The sequence below is a fragment of the Desertihabitans aurantiacus genome, assembly GCF_003344635.1.
Taxonomy (GTDB): Bacteria; Actinomycetota; Actinomycetes; order Propionibacteriales; family Propionibacteriaceae; genus Desertihabitans; species Desertihabitans aurantiacus.
Map to the genome: position 1 here is coordinate 1 of NZ_QPKK01000466.1, position 1,591 is coordinate 1,591.

A 1,591-nucleotide genomic window follows, 5' to 3' on the forward strand; every position below is an offset into this window, starting at 1 on the left:
GTGCTGGGTGCGGAGCTCGTCACGACCCCGGCCGCCAGCCCGGCCCCGTCCGCCCCGGTGCCGCCACCCGTCCCCGGCCCGTCCGGCTCCGCGCCGCAGCAGCCGACCGTCGCCGTGGCCGCGGCCGTGCTGCCCAGCACCGTGACCATCGAGGCAGGGCAGGCCACCGGGTCGGGTTTCGTCATCGACGCCGACGGCACGATCATGACCAACGACCACGTCGTCGAGCCGGCGGGCGGGTCGGGCCGGGTGCGGGTGGTCTTCGACGACGGCACCCGCGCCGAGGCCGAGGTCCTCGGCCGCAGCCCCGGCTACGACCTGGCGGTGATCCGGGTGGAGGACGCCGACGAGGCGCCGGTGGTGCCGGTCACGGTCGGCCCGCCCGAGCAGGTGGAGATCGGCGAGGTCGCCGTGGCCGTGGGCTCACCGCTCGGGCTCGGCGGCACCGTCACCGAGGGCATCGTCTCCGCCGTCGACCGTCCGGTGGTGGTCGGCGGCGGCGAGGACGCCCAGGGCGCCACCGCCTACATCAACGCGATCCAGACCGACGCCCCGATCAACCCGGGCAACTCCGGCGGCCCGCTGGTGGACAGCTCGGGCCAGGTGATCGGGGTGAACTCGGCCATCCTCAGCCTCGGCGGCAGCGCGGAGGAGGGGACCGTGGGCGGCAACATCGGGGTCGGGTTCGCCATCCCGATCCAGCAGGCGATGCAGATCGGTGAGCTGCTGGTGCGCGACGGCGAGGCGGAGTACCCGGTGATCGGCGCCGATGTGCGCACCCAGCCCGACGGTGAGGGCGTCGAGCTGGTCGAGCTGGTGTCCGGCGGACCGGCCGAGGGCGCCGGGCTGCGGGTCGGCGACGTGGTCGAGGCGGTGGACGGCGAGCGGGTGGCGGAGACCGTCGAGCTGATCGTCGACATCCGCAGCCGGCGCCCCGGGGAGCTGATCACGCTGAGCGTGCGACGGGGCTCCCGGGCCCTCGACGTGCAGGTCGAGCTGGCCGGGCAGGTTGGGTAGGGTCTGCGCGTGAACCTGTTCTCGTGGGAGACCCTGGTGCTCGTCATCCTGGGGATCCTGCTCTTCGGGCCGGACAAGCTGCCCGGTCTGGCGCGCAAGGCGGCGCGGGTGATCAACTACCTGCGCAACATCGCCAACAACGCCCAGCAGCACATCCAGACCGAGCTCGGTCCGGGTTTCGAGGACTTCGACATCCGTGACCCCAAGGGCTTCATCCGGCGCAAGATCGACGAGCAGCTCGACCCGATCACCGCCGACGTCAAGGGTGAGATCAGCGCCACCAAGGCCACCTTCAGCGACACCACCGCCGACTTCGAGAGCGTGCGGGACGAGCTGCGCAGCGCCGGTGACGGGCTGCGCGACGACGCCCCGTCGGGCAACGGCAGCCGCCCGGTGGCCAAGGCGCCGGTGCGCTCCGGCGCCCCGTTCGACCCCGACGCCACCTGAGCCGCCGGCACCAGCAGCCGACCGGCCACCGGCGTCAGCGGCCGGTGCGCCCCGGCGTCAGCGACCGACGGGGCTGAGCCCGAGCTGCAGACCCTGCAGCGGACGCGAGCGGGGGGCCAGCCGGTCG

The 1,591-nt window shown here is 74.0% G+C and carries 2 protein-coding genes; both read left to right on the forward strand.

The window, feature by feature from the left end:
* The coding region (locus tag DVA66_RS20220; protein ID WP_157974196.1) for a S1C family serine protease at positions 1-1,017 on the forward strand (1,017 nt) is incomplete at its 5' end.
* A gap of 9 nt (positions 1,018-1,026) precedes the next feature.
* Positions 1,027-1,464 carry a twin-arginine translocase TatA/TatE family subunit gene (locus DVA66_RS20225; protein ID WP_157974197.1) on the forward strand — a complete coding sequence of 146 codons (438 nt, stop codon included), beginning with the start codon at positions 1,027-1,029 and terminating at the stop codon, positions 1,462-1,464.
* Positions 1,465-1,591 lie beyond the last annotated feature (127 nt).